Source organism: Shewanella sp. SR43-4 (assembly GCF_014163845.1).
Classification (GTDB): Bacteria; Pseudomonadota; Gammaproteobacteria; order Enterobacterales; family Shewanellaceae; genus Shewanella; species Shewanella vesiculosa.
In genome coordinates this window covers 332,413-352,641 of sequence record NZ_JACJEB010000002.1, presented here as the reverse complement: position 1 = coordinate 352,641, position 20,229 = coordinate 332,413, and the positions used below count along the sequence as shown (strand labels likewise).

The window sequence follows — 20,229 nt, the reverse complement described above, 5'->3', positions numbered from 1 at the left end:
GATAAAACGCTATCAATTGTTTTTATTCTATTGATTAAAGAAATGGTTGCGGGAGTAGGACTTGAACCTACGACCTTCGGGTTATGAGCCCGACGAGCTACCAACTGCTCCATCCCGCGTCCGATTGACGCTACTTTGATTTAGCTTACTAAACTCGCTGGTTAGCGTGTTTAACTGTCTGCTTCAAAGCGGGGCGAACTATAGCGATCCCCGTTTCTATTTGCAAGTAAAATCTAGGTTGTAGCTATTTGTTTGCTGGTAAAATAAGCGAGTTACTGCTTTATCGAACGATATAAGGTTATTAAGCCTAAAATAAGGGAATTTAACTGCCCATTTCGATAAGTCGTTGGGGTTATGTGTTTGAACAGGTATAATGCTGCACTGAATTTTGCGTAACCGATGACTGACTAAATACATGTTTAATTTTTTTGCTGCTGCCCCAAAGGGGTTCGAATATAGCCTTGCTTCTGAACTTAAAGAGTTTGGCGCAACCGACGTTAAAGAAAGTGTTGCTGGGGTGTATTTTACTGCTCCATTAGAGCTGGCTTATCGAATCACACTATGGACTCGTTTAGCGAGCCGTATCGTATTAGTGATCTATAAAGGAGCCTGTGATTCTGCCGAGCAACTTTATAACGCGGCATACTGTATTGATTGGCCATCGCATTTTTCCCATAAGAAAACATTCAGTATTGATTTTCACGGCACGGGTGGTTTCATTAACAACACTCAATTTGGCGCGTTGAAAATTAAAGATGCGGTTGTTGACCGTTTTCGTGACGATGGTACTCCTCGTCCAGATGTAGAACGTGTTAATCCCGATTTTAAAATTGATGCCCATTATCGAAATGGTCAGTTGACTATTTCAATGAACTTCTCAGGCGCGTCATTGCATCAACGTGGATACCGTTCAACTACAGGCGAAGCACCATTAAAGGAAAACCTCGCGGCCAATATGTTAGTACGCAGTGGCTGGCAAGCAAATCCAATTACAGTGCTTGACCCATTTTGTGGTAGCGGCACGGTACTAATAGAAGCGGCATTAATGGCTGCTGATATTGCACCAGGACTCAAACGCGAAAAATTTGGTTTCGAAAATTGGCAGAGCCACAATAAAGCGATGTGGCAGGTTATTTTTGACGAAGCTCAAGCGCGTGCAACTTTGGGGAAAACCCGTTGCAAACTCAAATTCTACGGTTCAGACATTGAACCACACCTGATCTCTATCGCTAAACGCAATGCTGAAAATGCTGGTGTTGCTGAATTAATTGAATTTAGCGTGTCTGATGCACTCGATGTCACACCTCCGGTAAGCGAAGGCTTTTTGATCTCTAACCCTCCTTACGGTGAGCGTTTAGGTAATGTCACTGAGCTTTTACAACTTTATTATCAACTTGGTGATAAGTTTAAAAAAGAGTTTGGTGGCTGGAAAATTGCCATGCTGTGCAGTGATGTTGAACTCATTTCATCGCTTAAGCTTAAAGCCGACAAGCAAATGAAAATGTTTAACGGTGCATTAGAATGTGCTTTTAACATTTATACCTTACACGCAAACAGTACCCGTCGCGACGTACCTGAATTGCCTGAAGGTGTTGATATCATCGACATAGCTCCAGCATTTGCGAATCGTATTAAAAAGAATGTTAAACAGTTTGAAAAATGGGCTAAAAAAGAACGTATTGATAGCTACCGTTTATATGATGCTGATTTACCAGAATATAATGTTGCGATTGATCGATATGTCGATTATGTGGTTATCCAAGAGTATTCTGCTCCAGCAACAATTCCTGAAGCGGTTACCAAGCGCCGTATTAGTGATGTGCTATTAGCATTGCCTAGTGCTTTAGGGATCCATCCTGATCGTATTACGTTAAAAACTCGTGAACGTCAGAAAGGCGCTAATCAGTATCAGAAGATCGATGAGCGCAAAGTAGAAGTTATCACTGAAGAATACGGTGCTAAATTCAAGCTTAACTTAACCGGTTATTTAGATACTGGTTTGTTCCTTGATCACCGTGTTACGCGTAAATTAGTGGGTGATAAATCTAAGGGTAAAAATGTCCTTAATTTATTTGCTTATACTGGTTCTGCGTCTGTACATGCTGCAATTGGCGGGGCAAAATCTGTCACTACTATTGATATGTCTAATACCTACATTAGTTGGGCTAAAGAAAACTTTGCCTTAAACGGATTGTCTGGTAAACAATATGACTTTATTCAAGCAGACTGTTTACAGTGGATTAAAGAAAACAGCCACCAGAAGTTTGATCTTATCTTTATTGATCCTCCTACGTTCTCTAACTCTAAACGCATGGAAGACAGTTGGGATGTGCAACGCGACCATGCCGAGATGTTAGGCGGGTTGATTAAGCTACTGTCTCCAAATGGCGAGCTTATTTTCTCCAATAACAAACGTAAATTTAAAATGGATATCGAAGCGTTGAACCAAGCAGGTATCGACGTGACGAATATTGACCATTTATGTTTACCGCTGGATTATAAGCGTAATCCGCATATCCATAATGTGTGGCTACTGACTCATGCAAAAAAATAGTTCAGTCGCTTATGTGTTATATCACACAGAGGGTTGCCATCTGTGTGATATCGCCCAAGCATTGGTTGAGCAAACCGCAATAGATTATCAGCACATCGATATATGTGATAACGCCATACTTGCAGAGCGTTATGGCATGAGCATCCCTGTATTTGTACAGGGTGAACGTGAGTTATTCTGGCCTTTCGATGCCGCACAATTACAAGATTTTTTAGGAGTTTAGATTGAGTCTGGTACGTATTAATAATGGCTCGTTAGCCTACGGTTACATTCCTTTGCTGCTTAATGCAGACTTTACCATTGAGCCAGGTGAGCGTGTGTGTATCGTTGGTCGCAACGGTGCCGGCAAATCAAGTTTAATGAAAGTGTTATCAGGTGATGTACTGCTTGATGATGGCGAGTTTAATATTGCCAATGACGTCAATGTAAGTCGTTTACAACAAGATCCTCCTAAAGCTGAAACTGGAACCGTTTACGCTTATATTGCAGCAGGTCTTAAAGAAATTGGCGAAGCGTTAGAGAAGTATCATCAACTATCACACGATGTTGCAGATGCTAACCCTGAGCAGATGGAACGTATGCTCAACCAAATGCAGCGTCTGCAAGAAGTATTAGATCATAATAACGGTTGGCAATTAGATTCGCGGATTATTCAAAACTGTCAGTTATTAGGTCTAGACCCTGATAAGCCATTAAATGAATTGTCTGGTGGTTGGCAGCGTAAAGTGGCATTAGCTCGAGCACTTGTGGTTAACCCTGATTTACTGTTACTTGACGAACCCACCAACCATTTAGACATCGATACCATTGAATGGTTAGAGCAATTTTTATTAAGCTTTAAAGGTGCCATCGTATTTGTAAGCCATGACCGTGGTTTTATTCAAAGAATGGCAACCCGTATCGTCGATTTAGATCGTGGTGTGGTGGTCTCATTTCCAGGTAACTACCAAGCCTATTTGGATGGTAAGCAAGAATGGTTACGCGTAGAAGCAGAAAAAAATGCTCACTTTGATAAAAAACTTGCCGACGAAGAAACCTGGATCCGTCAAGGTGTTAAAGCACGTCGTACTCGAAATGAAGGTCGTGTTCGAGCGCTAAAAGCGTTACGTACCGAACGTAGTGAACGTTTAAATCGCCAAGGTAATGCCAAAATGTCGGTATCGGATACCGAACGCTCTGGTAAGTTAGTTTTTGATATTAAAGATGTTAACTATAATTTGCCGGATAAAAATTTAGTTAAAGATTTCAGTACTACTGTCATACGCGGTGACCGTATAGCATTAATTGGTCCAAATGGCTGTGGTAAATCAACCTTAATCAAGTTGTTGATCGAGAAGCTACAACCTCAATCTGGCGAAATTAAAGTCGGTACCAAGCTAGATATCGCCTATTTTGACCAGTATCGCGAAGCGCTTGATCCTGAGAAAACAGTCGAAGAAAACGTGGGCGAGGGTAAAAGTACCGTTACCATTAATGGCCAAGACCGCCATATTCTTAGTTATCTGCAAGATTTCTTATTCTCGCCAATGCGTGCACGTACGCCAGTAAAAGCCCTTTCTGGTGGCGAGAAAAACCGTTTGCTATTAGCAAGATTGTTACTGCGTCCAGCCAATCTTATTATTCTTGATGAACCAACAAACGATCTTGATATTGAGACACTAGAGTTGCTAGAGTCACTACTTGCCGATTTTGCTGGAACATTACTTATTGTGAGCCACGATAGAGCATTTATCGACAATACGGTTACCAGCAGTTGGTGGTTTGCCGGTAATGGACAATGGGCTGAGTATGTTGGTGGTTACCAAGATGCCGTTGCTCAAGGCGCAAAATTTTATTCTGAGGAACCTGTTGCAGATACTGTTGTCCAAACTTCCGCAGTGGTTGAAACTAAGCCTGTAAGCACACCTGAGAAAGTCACTAAAAAACTGTCTTATAAATTGCAAAAAGAATTAGATACGCTTCCGAGCCAAATGGAACAGCTCGAGCAAGAGATTGCCCAATTGCAGCAAACTGTCGGTAGTGCTGATTTTTACAATCAACCACAAGACTCGATTAATAAAGCACTGCAGTTGTTAGCAGAAAAAGAACAAAATTTAGAAGTTTGCTTCGAGCGATGGGAAGAGCTTGAGTCACTGAAGTAAAATATAATAAAACAGGAATAGTTACATGAAGTTAAAGTTTGATAAAGCCTTGTCCCTCGTTGCGATAGGTGTATTAAGTGTGATTGGTTCAGCACAAGCTGCACCCATATATGAAATTGTTAATATCGAAAATTTCGACTTGAAGGGCACCATTGACGGTACACGTAATGGCTATGCCATGGCCGTGAACAATCAAGATGAAGTGGTAGGCATTTCAAAAGGTAAAAAGAAACTTAGCACTGAAGACATTGCCGGCGGCATTATTGATGTTGAAGACGGTATATCTGGTGCTGAAGAAATAACCTATTCAGTGCTAAAGCCTATTGAAGCAAACAACTTTACTATAACAACCAGTGCAAACGCAGCTGAAGGCGCTTGGACACCGACATTTTATAGCTTAGCTGGCACCACTAATCCTACAGATGTAGGCAGTGATGGCGAGTTAATTATTAATTCAATTGATACTTTCTTTTATGGTTTAAACAGTAATGGCACCAAAGTAGGCGCATATACTGGTGTCGAAAAAACCTTACCTTATGTTGGAACGAGTACTACCCAAAAACTTTGGTATTATCGTGACTTTGAGCTTCGCGCTGTTGCTGTAAAAGACGATGTTGAATTCTCATTATCGCCGCCTTATACCACTTATGAGCGTGCTCAAAGTGGTGATATTAGTGCCGCTACCGTAGAGCTAGGCGGTTCATCTGTTGCTGCTGGTGTAAATGATAATAACCTCGTTGTTGGTTATGGCAGCACAGCATTAGTTTCATCAAGTAAAGATCGTATTGATACTTGTATTACCAGTGCGCAAGATACCGAGACTGATAATCCTACGCCTTTGGAAATTTGTGTTCAGGATTCTCAGTACCCAGATACTAATAACCGTCGTTATATTCTTTATCAAACACGCGCATTAGTGTGGGATTTAAACAATTTAGACGATAGTGGTGTACCTGGTCGTACCGAATTACCGTTAGGCTTAACGCCATCAGCCGATTCAACGCTCATTTATACCTCGCAAGCATTAGGCATTAATAGTATTGGTGATGTTGCTGGACGTTCACACGTTTATCGCGGCGGTGATACTGATAAGCTATATTTTGATGCAGCTTATTGGAAAAAGGATGCCAATGGAGAGTATCAATATAATTGGGTTAAAATGGACGATGAAGTCACTAACTCAATTGCTTATGATATAAATGATGATGGTATTTTAGTCGGTAGTTATCAAAAGTATATTGGCGGTTATTTACGTAATAAATTCTTCACCTTAGATACCAATAATCCTGAACAAGGCATTGTTACACCGAATGACTTCCAAACTACATTGTCGGATTTAAGTAGCAAACCTAAAGATATTAATAATAAAGGCCAAGTCGTTGGTTATGTTGAATCGACTTACGACAAAGAAAAGCCCCGTCCAAAAGTGGGTTTCTTATTTGATAATAACACCAGTGAATTTGTTAACTTAAACGATCGTCTTGTATGTGGCTCGAAAGGCTATGAGCAAAATACTGACGGGGAATGGGTTCGTCATCAGGTGAGTATTCAAGACGGCACAGGTGAAACGTTAACCTATAGTTCAGATATTAAAATCGTTGAGGCGAACGGTATTAGTGAAGACGGGACGATTGTCGGCACAGCATTTATTCGTAAACCACAATATCAAACAGATCCCATCACTGGTAACGTGGTTGTTGGCGACAATGGTTTACCTCTGTTCAAATTAGATGGTAACGGTGCTCCAGTGACAGCCTATTTGCCGCGTATGGTTATTTTGAAGCAAACTTCAGGTGAAGCATGTACTACTTCTGATAGTGTTGAAGAAGAGCCTTATGTGCGTCAAGGCGCCGCCAGTTTTGCTTGGTTGTTTGCCTTGCCATTATTATGGTTGCGTCGCCGAGTAAAAAAATAGTTTTACTGTTAGTTAGCAAATAGCTTCTCAAATTAGAGGCAGTCTAATAGCACAAAAAATCGAGGATAAATTCCTCGATTTTTTTTAACTTAATTCTCAACACCTTAATAAAAAATCAGTCAAATGATGTTTTTTTTAATTGATTTCGATTAAAAAACGTTCTATTCCTATAGCTAAGGCTTCAACTTCATCACGTCAAATAGAAGCCCGTCAATGAAGAGGACTCATGTATGAAAAGACAGAAAAGAGATCGTTTAGACAGAGCATTTTCAAAAGGATTTCAAGCCGGAGTTGGAGGGCGCTCTAAGGAGATTTGTCCCCATTCAAATCTGGATTCACGGTCTCATTGGTTAGGCGGGTGGCGCGAAGGTATTGATGGTCGGCTTAATGGACTATTTAACAAGTAATACTTAAGTAACACGCAACAAAATGCCCTCGCGATAAGTATCGGAGGGCATTAGTGAAATATAACAGTTACGTAAAACTAAATCCGTACGATTAGAACGTCGACGTATCGCTAAAAATACCCACTTTTAGATCAGTAGCTGAGTAGATTTGACGGCCATCAACTTCCATAGTTGCATCAGCAATACCCATCACTAACTTGCGATGAATTTTACGTTTAATGTTAAGTTTATAAGTGACTTTTTTAGCTTCAGGCAATACTTGGCCGGTGAACTTCACTTCACCTACACCTAATGCACGACCTTTGCCTTCAGCGCCTTCCCAACCCAGGAAAAACCCCACCAGCTGCCACATAGCATCTAAACCTAAACAACCAGGCATTACTGGATCGCCTTTAAAGTGACAATCAAAAAACCAAAGATCTGGAGTGATATCAAGTTCGGCAATAATTTCACCTTTACCATATTCACCGCCATCTTCATTAATGGTAATGATACGATCAATCATCAACATATTGTCTACAGGTAAACGGGGTCTATTTGGGCCTAAAAGATTGCCATGACCACATGCGACAAGTTGCTCTTTAGTGAAACTATTAGCTTTTTCCATTGAAATCGATACCACTTAATTGACTGATAATCTTAACAAGATAGCGAACACGTGTACGCTAAACAACTCCGATCACTAAATAATTCGTAATCTAGCTAACAATTTAGCAAAAAAGTTCAATTCAACGTCATCATCATCTTGCCCTGCTAACTTATCTAAACGCTGTTGTACTAATCCGTAAAGCGTCTCTGGCGCAAAGTCATTATCTTCATTAGCAACGCCAGCGGGCATTTGCATTAGCAGTTCAACTGCTTGATCCATATGCTCAATTGCATGGATATGGAATAATCCTTTATCAATAGCTTCAATCACATCCGGTTCAAGATTCAACTGCAAGACATTGGCCTTAGGCATAATAACACCTTGATCGCCTGTTAACCCGCGGCGTTGACATAAATTAAAGAAGCCTTCAATTTTTTCATTCACACCACCAATGGCTTGAACATTACCAAACTGATCTAATGCACCAGTCACCGCTAAACTTTGGATAATCGGTTGCTCTGCTATTGCAGACATTAAGCAGCAATATTCAGCAAGTGAAGCACTATCACCATCAATTTCTTGATAAGACTGCTCGAACACGATATTAGCATTGAGGTGAAGAGGTGCATCTCGACCGAAAATACGATACAAGCAAGACGATAGGATCATCATGCCTTTTGCATGAATATTGCCACCCAATTCTGATTTACGTTCAATATCCGCGACTTCACCATCACCATAATGCACTGATGAGGTAATACGTGCAGGCTCACCATAGGTATAGTCTCCAGTATCAATAACAGTAAGCGCATTAATTTGACCTACCATAGCACCTTTAGTTGGCAGATTTATGAAGTTGTCATCAAAACTTTGGGCTGAATACACTTCAGAACTATTGTGGCGGAAGGTTAATTTTTCGAGTGCTTTGGCTATCGCCGCAGCATTTAACGCTGATTGACCGCAATAGGCTTTTGCTTGACCTAACAGGTGCCTAAACTCCAACATACTTAAGCTTAAACGTTGCTGATGCTCGACCAAACGAGAGCTATACCAAAACAACGGCAGTAAACTTGACGTTTCTAACTCAACTGATTCACTCTGGGCAAGTACATTTAGCCACTGCACATATGAAGACTCAGGATGTTGGGTTAAATCTACTTCATTGCTCATTTCAGCAAGCAGCGGAAAATGTCGACTAAAGTGCCTATCTTCAACACGAAGCTGGCTATAGGATAAACCGCTTCCGACAAGCACGATCTTACAATTAAGCGGAATAGGAGCGAGTTCGTTATTAATCCGATAAAAGCCGTCGTGGAGAATCTGCATCAACAAATCCCACAAACTCTCACGTTGCCACAATGATGCTAAGCAAATAAACACAAAATGATTTTTCGCTAATGCTCCAGGTTTATAAACACTGGATTTATCGGTTTTAAGCATTTTTCCGAGCAGGTCTGCACGGCGAATCGTCCCCTGTAAATAACAAGACAAGGATTCTTGCCTAGCAATAATACCGACATGCTCTGGTGGCAGAGTTTGCTGCCACTTAAACTGGATCTCATCTTCTTCGTGCGTTTTTTTTGTAGCAACAAGATATTGGTTTGACGGTGTATTAGCTTGGGTTACTAACGCATTAATAAATAGTGGTCTATCCACACCCAAAAAATCAGCAAGAAATAGATGTTGCGAATTAATTTTGCTCATTAGTTTGAAGGTATCAACTACTCGTTCTTGACCAAGTAAGATATGACTTGGAAAAAATGCTGAAGTCGATGGGTCAGGTAAATGATACTGAGGAGCGAGTTTGGCACTAGGCAATAGCGTTGAATTCATATAGTAGTAATCTAGCTGCGGCAACGAAAAATAATAAAATGATATTAGCATAAAGCGTCGTAAAAGCCTTAGCAGATTCAATTGTTAGCGCTTATCTCATGGTTATTACGCCTGTCAGCCGCCAAAAGCGACTTTACTAAGGTCAGTCTGATTCAAAAATACTTTAATAATGATAAAAATATGTTCATGCTGATTAATTGCTATGCATTCAGATGTTTTTTTTACAATTATGGTTTACAAGCAAACGCGTTACTTATATTATTCAGCCCGTTCGGAGGGATGGCAGAGTGGTCGAATGCACCGGTCTTGAAAACCGGCAACGGTTTATCCCGTTCTAGGGTTCAAATCCCTATCCCTCCGCCATATTAAAGACGAAAGGCTCATCAGAAATGATGAGCCTTTTTTCGTTTAGGTGATAGATAGGAAATTGAACCTAGGGTTCCTCTTTATAAAAGATCGCTATCCCTCCGCCATATTAAAGACGAAAGGCTCATCAGAAATGATGAGCCTTTTTTCGTTTAGGTGATAGATAGGAAATTGAACCTAGGGTTCCTCTTTATAAAAGATCACTATCCCTCAGCCACATTCAATGAAAAGGCCTTATCGAAAGATAAGGCCTTTTTGTTTAGGCGATAGATAGGACTTTAAACCCACGGGTTCCTCTTTATAAAAGAAAGCTATCCCTCAGCCACATTCAACGAGAAAGCCTCATCAGGAATGATGGGACTTTTTTCGTTTAGGCGATAGATAGGACTTTGAACCCACGGGTCCTCTTTATAAAAGAAAGCTATCCCGCCCTCACATTCAACGAGAGAGCCTCATCAGAAATGATAAGGCTTTTTGTTTGGCGAAAGATAAGACTTTGAACCTGATAAGCTTCTAGAATAGTAGACACTTCATAAAGGTAGTCCGTTAGATATTAGCAACACCTAAAAAGCCTTAATAACTATGTCACTAAAAATTGCCCAGAAATGTGCCTTAAGGCGTAAATTATGTATCCCATTGCGTGATTGCACTCATCAAGAGTGCATTAAGCTTGCAACCTTCTTACCTTACAAATTATTATCTATGCCCTGCATACAACTATCCAACGCAAGCAGTCTTAAATGATAAGATACACAGTAATATTTCAACCAAGCTGAAACTCACCGAGTGAAGACGTGGCAATTTTGGCCTAACTATCGCCTGATGAATGCGGTAATTCGATTTATTGATTTGATTAACGTTAGGTGTATTTTTATTCTGTCGTCCTATGTTAGGACGCACACCCTTATAGATTTTCAGCATTACTGGAGACAAAACTCATGACAAACGTGACAGTGGATGCCACGCAGTTAACGACTAAGCCATCACAAGATGGTTTTTACATGCCCGCTGAATGGGCTGCGCAACAAGCGGTGTGGATGATTTGGCCGTATCGTCCTGATAACTGGCGCTCTGCAGGTGCTTATGCTCAGGCGACGTTTGCCAAAGTGGCCGATGCCATTGGTGCAGTTACACCCGTTTATATGGGGGTACCTAAAGAATTTTTAGTTCAAGCTAAGACAGTGATGCCTTCCCATGTCACTTTGGTCGAAATAGAGAGCAACGATTGTTGGGCTCGCGATACTGGGCCTACTGTAGTAATGAATGCCAAGGGCGAACGCCGTGGTGTTGATTGGAGCTTTAATGCCTGGGGTGGTCACAATGGTGGCTTGTATTCTCCATGGGATAAGGACGAGCAAGTTGCACAAAAGATGCTAACACAGCATGATTTTGAACGTTATGTCGCTCCGCTGATCCTCGAAGGTGGTTCAATTCATGTTGATGGTGAAGGCACCTGCATAACGACAGCCGAATGTTTGCTCAACAGCAACCGCAACCCAGATCTGAGTCGTGAACAGATAGAAGCATTACTGGGCGATTATTTAAATGTGCAGCAGTTTATCTGGTTGCCAGAAGGCGTGTACATGGATGAGACCGACGGACATATTGACAATATGTGCTGTTTTGTTCGCCCTGGTGAAGTGGTTTTACACTGGACTGATGATCAAACCGATCCCCAGTATCCTCGTTCAAAAGCCGCGTTGGATATTTTGCAAAGTACTGTGGATGCAAAGGGGCGTAAGTTAAAAATCCATCTATTGCCACAACCGGGTCCTTTGTATTGTACCGAAGAGGAATCTCAAGGCGTAATGGAAGGAACTGGTGTGCCTCGCACTGCGGGTGAGCGTTTAGCGGGTTCATATGCGAACTTTTTAATTACCAATCAGCGTATCGTTTTCCCGCTACTCGATCCTGCAACCGACGATATCGCAGCCCAAAAATTGCAGGAGATTTTCCCTGAGTATGAGATTGTCGGTGTGCCTGCTCGCGAGATCTTATTAGGTGGTGGCAATATCCATTGTATTACCCAACAGATCCCCTCTGGAAAATAAGTGAACCCAAGGAGAACACAATGACCATGTATGTCACTGTTGTTGCAACACAATTGGCTTTCATTAGGAGCGTGTCGCATGTTTGAAGTAACTGAAGTTTCTATTGCCGAGCTACGTGCCGCCCTCGAATCCGGTCGTACTACTGCGGTTGAACTGGTGCAGTCTTATCTTGCACGAATTGATGCTTACGACGGCCCAGCGACACAGACTAAGCTGAATGCATTAGTCGTCCGCAATCCTGATGCGATCAAGGAAGCAGAGGCTTCTGATGCACGCCGAGCTAATGGTGAAACACTTAGCCCACTTGACGGTATTCCCTATACCGCCAAGGACAGCTACTTGGTTAAGGGGCTGACGGCAGCTTCTGGAAGCCCAGCGTTTAAGGACTTGGTTGCCCAATACGATGCCTTTGCCGTTGAGCGCTTGCGCGCCGCGGGTGCTATCTGTTTAGGTAAAACCAACATGCCACCTATGGCCAATGGTGGTATGCAACGCGGTCACTACGGTCGCGCCGAAAGTCCATACAACGCTAACTACCTCACCGCACCTTTTGCCTCGGGTTCTTCTAACGGCGCGGGTACTGGTACGGCAGCAAGCTATTCTGCTTTTGGCCTAGCCGAAGAGACATGGTCGAGCGGGCGTGGGCCGGCATCAAATAACGGTCTGTGCGCCTATACCCCATCTCGGGGCGTGATTTCTGTGCGTGGCAACTGGCCGTTGACACCGACCATGGATGTAGTAGTGCCTTACACTCGCACTATGGCAGATATGCTCGAAGTGCTGGATGTTATCGTGGCTGACGACCCGATCACCCGTGGCGATCTATGGCGTCTGCAACCTTGGGTCGACATTCCCAAAGCATCAACAATCCGTCCAGCATCTTATGTGGCGCTTGCCGCTCAAGCCGATACGCTCAAAGGTAAGCGTTTCGGGGTGCCGCGCATGTATATCAATAAGGATGAATTAGCTGGCACCAGCGAAACCCCTGGTATTGGCGGCCCGACCGGTCAGCGTATCAATACTCGTGCATCAGTGATCGACCTTTGGCAGGCTGCACGCACAGCGCTGGAAGCTGCCGGAGCCGAAGTGATTGAAGTTGACTTCCCGCTGGTGTCTAACTGTGAAGGTGACCGCCCAGGCGCGCCGACTGTGTTTAATCGCGGCATCGTTACGCCTGAATTTCTCGATGATGAGCTGTGGGCACTATCGGGCTGGGCATTTGATGAATTCTTGCGTGCCAATAATGATCCTAAACTCAACAAACTGGCTGACGTCAACGGCCATTTGATTTTCCCGCACGACCTTGGCACCTTGCCAAATCGTGAGGGCGATCTTGCCGCTGGTATGGATGAGTATGTCAACATGGCCAAACGAGGTCTCAAGTCGTATAACCAAATCGACAGCATACCGGATGGTCTGCGTGGCTTAGAGAAGACGCGCAAGCTGGATCTCGAAGATTGGATGGACGAGTTAAAACTTGATGCCGTGCTGTTCCCAACCATGGCAGACGTGGGGCCGGCGGATGCGCATGTTAATCCAGCTTCCGCTGATATTGCCTGGAGTAATGGTATTTGGGTCGCTAACGGTAACCTGGCGATTCGTCACTTAGGTGTACCAACGGTGACAGTGCCTATGGGGGTTATGGCCGATATTGGCATGCCAGTCGGTTTGACGTTCGCGGGCCGTGCTTATGACGACAATAATCTGCTGAGGTTTGCTGGTGCATTTGAGGCAACTGGTAGCAAGCGCATGATACCTGCGCGCACGCCAGAGCTTAGTCAATAAGCACTAAGCCAAAGCACTTATTAATACAGAACGGGATTGGCGTCTACACGCCAATCCCGTTTTTTTAACGCCAACGTAAATACATCGTTAACATACATATGATGCAAAGATGTCGTTGAGCGTAGTCAAAGAGCAAACGTCCTTAAAACAGCACTTAAGACGGCCTTTTTCTGCCCATCATAGCGTCGATTATTAATGGCGAAATCAATACTGTGATCTAGATTTGAGCAAATGAGTGGCATGTAAAATGGTCACCTATTTGTTACGCATTAATCGTCATAGTTTCCACAGAGACTTGACGGTGACATATTGGCCGCCAACGCTCAATGGTGCGCCAAGCCCAAGGTCAATCTTAACTAAGCCTTTCGCTGATCGTTCAGCTAAAAGCGCTTGCCCCATCACTTTTTTGAGCGTGAAAGGGTGTCGTTTGGGTTATCGATTTGCCAAAATGTTGTGATCTACCGATTCAGTCGAATCACTTTCAATAAATGGTCGATCACTGTTAAGGGCAAACTCACACCGAAGTTACTGATCACAATCAAATCTAATTGTCAGCACTTTACCTAGAACAGAAATTCTTTTTTCTGCACTAGGCCAGCTATTGACTAAGGCTCAAGATATTACGAAATCGTGCCATTCATTTGCACGCTTGTTGACAGGTAATGGTGCTGAGATGTCTGTAGATAAGTGTATGTACGCAGTCGCACAGACAGTGTGATCGACTGATGGCATCATTTGAAGTTCTGACCTTATCCCATAGTGTCATTAAACCGCCTCAGGTGCAGGAGTGACATGCCAAATGAATAAAACCTTAGTCATAGATTATTACACTGACATTCTTTGTGTTTGGGCTTGGATTGCTCAAAAACGTGTCGATGAACTTAATAAAAAATTGGCAAACAGCATCGAACTTCAATGTTACTACGTTGATGTTTTTGGTGATGTCCCGACAAAAATAAACACCCAATGGCAATCAAAAGGCGGTTTTATTGGCTTTGCCGAGCACATACAACAGTCTGTATCTGCCTTTGAATACGCTCATGTAAACCCGAAAGTATGGACGCAAGTTAGACCCACGACTTCAGCCAATGCGCATTTGATGCTTAAAGCGATAGATATTACTTATGATAAAAAGAAAAGTATCGATATGGCGCTAACGTTTCGAAGTGCATTTTTTGTCGATGGCTTGGATATTAGCAATCTTGACGTGCTCTATGATTTAGCTAACGCCAATGGACTTGACCTAAACGCCATCGATACCAGTATTCGTGATGGTTCTGCTATGGCGTCTTTAATGGGTGATTATCAAAAATCAAAGCAACAAAACATTAACGGTAGCCCGTCTTTTGTGCTTGATGGTGGGCGACAAATATTGTACGGCGACGTAGGTTTTCGCGTAATTCTTGCCAATGTTGAAGAGCTTTTAAAGCATCCAACAGATGAGGCAAGCTGGTGCTGAAATGAGCGCGACTCGCTCATTGATGCTATCGATAGTGACATCGATCAGATGCCTGCTTAGCGATGAAGGGATTTTGGACCATTCGATACAGAAAGAGAAACATGAACTCTAAAATCTCCCCTACAAGCACGTTAGACAAGAGCGATGATAATATTAAGAGGTATAAATGGTAGTCGAATCTATGTCTACATCTACAGAATCAGCCAAAAAATCAGCCACACAAGCGAAAACGGTTGCTGTTTTTGGTGGCGGTATTGCCGGACTAACGGCAGCGCATGAATTTGTAAAACTTGGCTATAAAGTCAAAGTGTTCGAAGCCAATCCTGATGCCGGTGGTTTTTTTAGAAGTGCCAGAAGAAAAGAAGATCAAGATATGCCTTCTGAATACTCCTGGCATGGCATGGGCCCTTGGTATAACAATTTTTTCGAACTCATCAAGGAAATCCCCTTTGATGAACACTCCAGTCTTTATGACAACATCCTTTCAAGGCCAGTAGTATTCGGCTTGGCGCCTAATTCAGGCACGGCGCATTTTGGTGATTCTAATTCCAAAAATGTCGATTTAGAAAACTTGTTTAGTATGACGACCAAAGAAAAATGGCTTTGGTGTTGGCTGATGGGAAAAGCATGGTGTTCAAATAATAGGAGCAGCCAAAAGTACAGCAACATCAATGCTAAAGAAGCTTGGCGCCCCTATTTAGCCGCTTCGACGCTGAGCACCTGGAGTTCCACTTTTGGCCCTTGGGTGGGCTCTGACTGGTGTCATGTTTCTTTCCATCATGTGGCGCATTTTTTTCGTAAACAATTAGTCACCAAGTATTCGTATCATCATTCAGGAGACAGTGAAGGCGGCCCGTGGGATCACACGGCGCGCGACGGTTGGCTGCTTCTGAACGGGCCCAGCAGTGAGGTTTGGTTTGATAAATGGGTCGATGATCTGAAGCAAAAGCAGGTCGAGTTTCATTGGCAGACCCCACTTTATCGTTTGAGTTTTGAGAATAACAGCATCACAGCGGCAGAGCTCGCCAATGGCGAAACCGTTCAAGCCGATATCTATGTCCTGGCACTGAATCCTTTTTCTGCGGCAGATATCTTGGCAAGAACCCCTGTGCTTGAAAATAAACCGCAACTTAATCTTTTTAAATCCTTGGTACAACAGGGGCCTCACACCCAAGTGTCTTTTAGAATTGGCTTCAAAGAAAAAATGTCTTGGCTGCGACAAAGATGCGCGCTGGTTATTTCAGACTCCGCCTTTAACCTGACGCTTTTTTCTCAGGAACAAGCTTGGGGAGAGTCGAGTTCTCTGGGGGACGATATTCAATCACTGTGGACTGTCACCGCTTGCGTTTCAAAAGTCCCAGGCCCGGTTCATGGTCTTTGTTTGGAACAGTGCACTGAGGAACAATTTCTTGATGAAGTGTTATTTCAATTAAAACAGAGTCATGCCCTAGATGAACTGGTGAAAAAGGCTAACGGCGGCAAAAGCTGGCAAGATTTTTCCATTGTAAAAATCACAGTTTGGCATGAATGGACGTTTTCTCCTGAAGGAATAACATCGGCGCAACCCAAATGGGTGAATTCGACCAATACCCAGCAATATATGCCACAGCAAAAGACGACAATATCCAACCTTGTTCTTGCCGGAGCTCACACCCAAACGACCGCAGATGTGTGGAGCATTGAGGCCGCAGTCGAGAGTGGCAAGCTGGCGGTAAAGGTTTTTGAGCCGCAACTTAAGGTCATTCCACAGTCGAACTTTCTGGTGTTGAACGTCCTTGGGAAAATAGACGATGTGCTTTATTACTGCAAACTTCCAAACGTGTTGGATGTTGGTTTAATCGTCATGGTTATGTTATCAATGAGTCTAATCGCCTTTGGGCTTGCCGGATAAAGAGTAGCTTATATAAAACACAAATAGCGGAGGACTTATGCATGACCATGAGGATAAAAAGTCGCATTATCAAAAAGATAGCCTGACATTGGTCGGTGCTGTTGCGCTTGGCACTGGCGTTATGATTGGCGCTGGTATATTTGCCTTGACGGGCCAGATGGCCCAGATGACCGGAAGCCTTTTCCCGCTGGCATTTCTTTCGGCTGCGGTGGTTGTCATATTTAGTGCATATTCTTACGTCAAAATGTCCAATGCCTATCCTTCCGCCGGTGGCATAGCCATGTACCTGAAAAAAGCCTACGGCAGCACGGTGACAACCGCTTTTCATTCCCTACTGATGTATTTTTCAATGGTGATAGCTCAGAGTTTTCTGGCGCGTACCTTTGGTACTTATACATTGCAGCTGTTTGGTATCGATGATACTAGCTTGTTGGTGCCGACATTGGGTGCCGGATTATTGCTGGTGGCATTTCTGATCAATTTGTCCGCCAACAAGATGATCGAAGGTGTCGCGTCGGTGCTCGGCTTTATTAAGATTGGCGGTATCGTTTTGTTCGGTATCGTTGGCGTAATGGTGGCTGGCTCGGTAGAAGTCGATTTCTCAACAGTCAGTCCAGACGCTTCAACTTCTGGTGCAACAATAGCTGGTTTTATTGGTGCAACCGCGCTGGGTATTTTGGCCTTTAAGGGCTTTACCACCATTACCAATAGTGGCTCAGAGCTTATCGATCCTCACCGAAATGTAGGCCGAGCCATTATGATCGCTATTGCTTTGTGTGTGGTGATTTATACGCTGGTGGGCTATTCCGTCGCCAGTAACCTGTCACTTCAGCAAATCATCGAAACAAGAAATTACTCGTTGGCCGCCGCTGCAAGGCCTGCACTGGGCGAATATGCCGTCTGGTTTACGGTTGTTCTGGCCATGTTGGCAACAGCAGGCGGTGTTATCGCCAGCATATTTGCGGTTTCGCGGATGTTGGCGATGCTGACCGATATGAAACTCGTTCCCCATAGCCATTTTGGCATGCCCGGTAGCATCCAAAAGCACACCCTGGTTTATACCGTCATTTTAGGTTTGCTGTTGACCATATTTTTTGACCTGACGCGGATTGCGGCTATGGGCATCATCTTTTATCTGATTATGGATATCGCGGTACATTGGGGGATCTTGCGACATTTGCGCCATGACATAGGTGCAAAACTCAGTATTTTGATCACCGCCATTATCCTTGATCTGATTGTTCTGGGTGGTTTTGTCTGGGTCAAGATAAACAGTGATCCATTGGTGGTCGGTGTCGCTGGTGTGGTCATGCTGGCTATTCTGCTTGTCGAGGTGCTGTTTTTAAGGCATCACCCTATCGAATCAAAAGACCACAAACACGGATAAAGTAAATAGTACGCCGCAGCAGATGGACATTTTGCTGTACTTCTCTGCTGCAGGTTAGCTTGGTCATTATATCGAATATTTTTTATGTAAACATTGGAGCTAATTATGTCAAAAAACGTATCAGATCATTTAGTTGAAATGCTGGTAGAAGCCGGTGTTAAGCGAGTTTATGCCGTGACTGGCGATAGCCTTAATCCGGTCAACGATGCTGTGCGAAGGGATGGTAGGCTGCAATGGATCCATGTTAGGCACGAGGAAGCTGGCGCCTATGCGGCATCTATGGAAGCTGAGCTAAATGGTATCGGTTGTTGCATGGGCAGCAGTGGTCCTGGGCATGTTCATTTAGTCAATGGACTCTATGATGCCAATAGAGCTGAAAATCCGGTTATTGCGATTGCTTCAACTATTCATACTGAAAAAATGGGCCTGGACAACTTTCAAGAGACAAGACCCGAAGCGTTATTTCAAGATTGTTCAAAATATGTATTTCTCGCCAATACCCCTAAACAAGCTGTCAATGGTTTGCAAACGGCGATTCAGCATGCCATCAGCAAGAAAGGGGTCGCTGTGCTCGGGCTTCCCGGCGATGTAGCTTCAGCAAGTCTGGAATCTGTGCATACGGCGAATAAAAACTTCTATACCCAACCCAGAATAACCCCAAGCCATGAACAGCTTCTAGAACTGGCAAACGTGATTAATGAACATGAAAAAGTGATGCTGTTTTGCGGCCATGGCTGTCGCTATGCCGTTGAAGAAGTGATGGCATTGGCCAAAAGGCTTAATGCCCCATTGGGATATAGCTTTCGAGGCAAAATATTTTTTGAACGTAAAGAAAATCCTTATGCCGTTGGATTAAATGGGCTGTTAGGCAATAAATCCGGTTTTGAAGCCATGCATCAAGCCGATGTCCTGTTGATGCTGGGCACAGATTTTCCATATAGTGAGTTCCTTCCCGAAAAATGCAAAATTATTCAAATCGATACTAAACCCGAAAAATTAGGCCGTAGAGCTAAAGTGGACTTGGGTTATTGTGGTGATATTAAATCAACCCTTGAAGATCTTATGCCGTTAATTGATGTCAAAACGTCCACGGATTTTCTCGACAAAACCCGTTCACTGCATCAAAAAATTGAAGCTATCTATGAGAGCTATGTGGAAGAAAAGGGATCGGAAAAAAACATTCATCCAGAATATGTTGCCCATTTGGTGGATAAACTTGCCGATGACGATGCGATATTTACCGTTGATACGGGCATGAGCGCCGTGTGGGCCGCGCGTTATTTAAAGGCGGGAGCCAATCGTTACCTGACAGGTTCCTTTAATCATGGCTCGATGGCGAATGCCATGCCTATGGCGATGGGGGCAGGTTTATCACAACCAGACCGGCAAGTGATTGCGTTTTGTGGTGATGGCGGTATTTCAATGCTGCTCGGCGACTTAATGACCATTAGCCAATATCAAATTCCTGTCAAAATCATCATCTTTAACAATCGTTCGTTAGCCATGGTGAAACTTGAAATGCGGGTAGAAGGTTATATGGAGTGGCAGACAGATATGGTTAATCCTGATTTTATAAAATTGGCAGAGGCGATGAACATTGCTGCATGGGAGGCTACTGAGTCCAAAGATGTGGAGCTTGCACTGGCAAACGGATTCAAGCATAAGGGACCTGCGATAATCAATATTTTTACTGATCCCAATGCGTTGGCAATGCCACCTACCTTAAACTTTGAGCAAGTAAAAGGCTTTGCTGCATCGATGACAAAATTAATGGTCAATGGAAAATTTGCCGAAATAGTCGATACCACTAAGAACGATTTAAAATACTTACGGGAATTATGATAAAACATT

General features: G+C 43.4%; 13 protein-coding genes and 2 tRNA genes. 12 read left to right on the top strand and 3 right to left on the bottom strand.

Annotation, left to right across the window (positions count from 1 at the left end):
- Positions 1 to 43: 43 nt before the first annotated feature.
- Positions 44 to 119, bottom strand: a tRNA-Met gene (locus H5123_RS03770).
- A gap of 296 nt (positions 120 to 415) precedes the next feature.
- Between H5123_RS03770 and rlmKL the strand changes: the two genes are divergently transcribed.
- The 5 genes from rlmKL to rmf all read left to right on the top strand — a co-directional run bounded on the left by rlmKL (position 416) and on the right by rmf (position 7,017).
- Positions 416 to 2,554, top strand: a complete 2,139-nt coding sequence (rlmKL, locus tag H5123_RS03765; RefSeq protein ID WP_124016331.1) for a bifunctional 23S rRNA (guanine(2069)-N(7))-methyltransferase RlmK/23S rRNA (guanine(2445)-N(2))-methyltransferase RlmL — start codon at positions 416 to 418, stop codon at positions 2,552 to 2,554.
- Positions 2,541 to 2,777: a glutaredoxin family protein gene (locus H5123_RS03760; RefSeq protein ID WP_182697069.1), complete on the top strand. Its 237-nt coding sequence runs from the start codon at positions 2,541 to 2,543 to the stop codon at positions 2,775 to 2,777. The genes rlmKL and H5123_RS03760 overlap by 14 nt, the downstream gene beginning before the upstream one ends.
- A gap of 1 nt (position 2,778) precedes the next feature.
- Entirely contained in the window at positions 2,779 to 4,695 is a 1,917-nt protein-coding gene (locus H5123_RS03755; RefSeq protein ID WP_182697068.1) for an ABC transporter ATP-binding protein, read from the top strand.
- A 25-nt stretch (positions 4,696 to 4,720) separates the two neighbouring features.
- Positions 4,721 to 6,610 (top strand): DUF3466 family protein, encoded by a 1,890-nt coding sequence (locus H5123_RS03750; RefSeq protein ID WP_182697067.1) that lies wholly within the window; start codon positions 4,721 to 4,723, stop codon positions 6,608 to 6,610.
- 230 nt (positions 6,611 to 6,840) lie between these two features.
- Positions 6,841 to 7,017, top strand: coding sequence for a ribosome modulation factor (gene rmf / locus H5123_RS03745; protein ID WP_124016335.1), 177 nt, complete (start codon positions 6,841 to 6,843; stop codon positions 7,015 to 7,017).
- A 91-nt stretch (positions 7,018 to 7,108) separates the two neighbouring features.
- Here the strand turns inward: rmf and fabA are convergent, their stop codons facing one another.
- Positions 7,109 to 7,624, bottom strand: a complete 516-nt coding sequence (gene fabA, locus H5123_RS03740) for a bifunctional 3-hydroxydecanoyl-ACP dehydratase/trans-2-decenoyl-ACP isomerase (RefSeq protein ID WP_124016336.1) — start codon at positions 7,622 to 7,624, stop codon at positions 7,109 to 7,111.
- A 75-nt stretch (positions 7,625 to 7,699) separates the two neighbouring features.
- A complete protein-coding gene (locus tag H5123_RS03735; protein ID WP_124016527.1) occupies positions 7,700 to 9,439 on the bottom strand; it encodes an AAA family ATPase in 1,740 nt (579 codons plus the stop codon).
- 273 nt (positions 9,440 to 9,712) lie between these two features.
- On the opposite strand from H5123_RS03735, the gene H5123_RS03730 reads away from it, so the two are divergent.
- From H5123_RS03730 to H5123_RS03700, 7 genes are all read left to right on the top strand, one after another.
- Positions 9,713 to 9,802: transfer RNA gene (locus H5123_RS03730), tRNA-Ser, on the top strand.
- A gap of 941 nt (positions 9,803 to 10,743) precedes the next feature.
- Entirely contained in the window at positions 10,744 to 11,856 is a 1,113-nt protein-coding gene (aguA, locus tag H5123_RS03725) for an agmatine deiminase (RefSeq protein ID WP_124016337.1), read from the top strand.
- 78 nt (positions 11,857 to 11,934) lie between these two features.
- A complete protein-coding gene (locus tag H5123_RS03720) occupies positions 11,935 to 13,641 on the top strand; it encodes an amidase (RefSeq protein WP_182697084.1) in 1,707 nt (568 codons plus the stop codon).
- A 799-nt stretch (positions 13,642 to 14,440) separates the two neighbouring features.
- The gene (locus tag H5123_RS03715; protein ID WP_182697066.1) at positions 14,441 to 15,100 is read left to right on the top strand and encodes a DsbA family protein; all 660 of its coding nucleotides are present in this window, start codon (positions 14,441 to 14,443) and stop codon (positions 15,098 to 15,100) included.
- Between the two features lie 181 nt (positions 15,101 to 15,281).
- The gene (locus H5123_RS03710) at positions 15,282 to 16,991 is read left to right on the top strand and encodes an FAD-dependent oxidoreductase (protein ID WP_259395581.1); all 1,710 of its coding nucleotides are present in this window, start codon (positions 15,282 to 15,284) and stop codon (positions 16,989 to 16,991) included.
- Positions 16,992 to 17,028: 37 nt separating this feature from the next.
- Positions 17,029 to 18,378: an APC family permease gene (locus H5123_RS03705; RefSeq protein ID WP_182697064.1), complete on the top strand. Its 1,350-nt coding sequence runs from the start codon at positions 17,029 to 17,031 to the stop codon at positions 18,376 to 18,378.
- A gap of 105 nt (positions 18,379 to 18,483) precedes the next feature.
- Positions 18,484 to 20,220 carry a thiamine pyrophosphate-dependent enzyme gene (locus H5123_RS03700; RefSeq protein WP_182697063.1) on the top strand — a complete coding sequence of 579 codons (1,737 nt, stop codon included), beginning with the start codon at positions 18,484 to 18,486 and terminating at the stop codon, positions 20,218 to 20,220.
- Positions 20,221 to 20,229 lie beyond the last annotated feature (9 nt).

Bases quoted from the DNA above. Each gene is read 5' to 3' on its own strand.
- rlmKL (WP_124016331.1), top strand. From the start codon at position 416: ATGTTTAATTTTTTTGCTGCTGCCCCAAAGGGGTTCGAATATAGCCTT.
- H5123_RS03760 (WP_182697069.1), top strand. From the start codon at position 2,541: ATGCAAAAAAATAGTTCAGTCGCTTATGTGTTATATCACACAGAGGGT.
- H5123_RS03750 (WP_182697067.1), top strand. From the start codon at position 4,721: ATGAAGTTAAAGTTTGATAAAGCCTTGTCCCTCGTTGCGATAGGTGTA.
- rmf (WP_124016335.1), top strand. From the start codon at position 6,841: ATGAAAAGACAGAAAAGAGATCGTTTAGACAGAGCATTTTCAAAAGGA.
- fabA (WP_124016336.1), bottom strand. From the start codon at position 7,624: ATGGAAAAAGCTAATAGTTTCACTAAAGAGCAACTTGTCGCATGTGGT.
- H5123_RS03735 (WP_124016527.1), bottom strand. From the start codon at position 9,439: ATGAATTCAACGCTATTGCCTAGTGCCAAACTCGCTCCTCAGTATCAT.
- aguA (WP_124016337.1), top strand. From the start codon at position 10,744: ATGACAAACGTGACAGTGGATGCCACGCAGTTAACGACTAAGCCATCA.
- H5123_RS03720 (WP_182697084.1), top strand. From the start codon at position 11,935: ATGTTTGAAGTAACTGAAGTTTCTATTGCCGAGCTACGTGCCGCCCTC.
- H5123_RS03715 (WP_182697066.1), top strand. From the start codon at position 14,441: ATGAATAAAACCTTAGTCATAGATTATTACACTGACATTCTTTGTGTT.
- H5123_RS03710 (WP_259395581.1), top strand. From the start codon at position 15,282: ATGTCTACATCTACAGAATCAGCCAAAAAATCAGCCACACAAGCGAAA.
- H5123_RS03705 (WP_182697064.1), top strand. From the start codon at position 17,029: ATGCATGACCATGAGGATAAAAAGTCGCATTATCAAAAAGATAGCCTG.
- H5123_RS03700 (WP_182697063.1), top strand. From the start codon at position 18,484: ATGTCAAAAAACGTATCAGATCATTTAGTTGAAATGCTGGTAGAAGCC.